This is a genomic window from Oleiphilus sp. HI0061 (genome assembly GCF_001635675.1).
Map to the genome: position 1 here is coordinate 1 of NZ_LWFE01001583.1, position 845 is coordinate 845.

At 46.4% G+C, this 845-nt stretch carries 1 protein-coding gene; it reads right to left on the reverse strand.

Annotated features, from left to right (window positions below; all coding sequences use genetic code 11):
* Positions 1–845, reverse strand: an 845-nt coding sequence (locus A3735_RS24685; RefSeq protein ID WP_255375192.1) for a DNA translocase FtsK, incomplete at both ends; no start/stop codon positions are given.

Sequence of the window (845 nt, forward strand, 5' to 3'; positions counted from 1 at the left end):
AAGTCTCAAGATCCGGACGGTCACTTTCTTCATTTCTTAGGTGTAAATCTGGCACCCAGATAGGGTCCTTCATGGGCTCGCCGCGCTCAATAGCTTCTTTAACCTTTCGGTTATAGCCTGCAATGTTACGAACGCCCAAAGAAGCCATCAACTTATAACGGCGCTCCATTTCGGCAACACACCAACGCAGAGCATTCGCAGCCTCTTTCATATCGGTTACCACTGGGGTTAATAGGTGCGGTATACCATCATAAATTGAAAGCTCCAACATCTTTGGATCAACCATGATAAAACGCACTTCATCAGGTTGTGCTTTAAACAGCATACTTAGAATCATACTGTTAACACCAACCGACTTACCTGAACCCGTCGTACCGGCTACCAGCAAGTGCGGCATTTTCGCCAAGTTTGTAACGACCGGGTCGCCTGCAATATCGTTTCCTAACGCCAGGGTAACCGGTGACTCTGCATCATCATAATCCTTAGATAGCAAAACTTCGCTAAAGCGGACAATCTCTCGGTGCTCATTTGGTATCTCGATACCAACTACTGACTTACCAGGGATAACTTCAACCACCCTGACAGCAAGTACTGCCAAAGAACGAGCCAGATCCTTCGCTAGATTAGAAATCTTACTAACTTTTACACCGGGGGCTGGCTGAATCTCAAAACGTGTAATCACCGGGCCGGGATTAACCTCTACAACTTCCGCTTTGACACCAAAGTCGCCCAGCTTCTCTTCAAGTAGCCTAGACATATGCTCGAGCATCTCTTTGGAGAAGCCGAGTTTTTTATTAGTTTCTGCAGGATCAAGTAAAGATATAGACGGTAAAGGACCCTCTGAA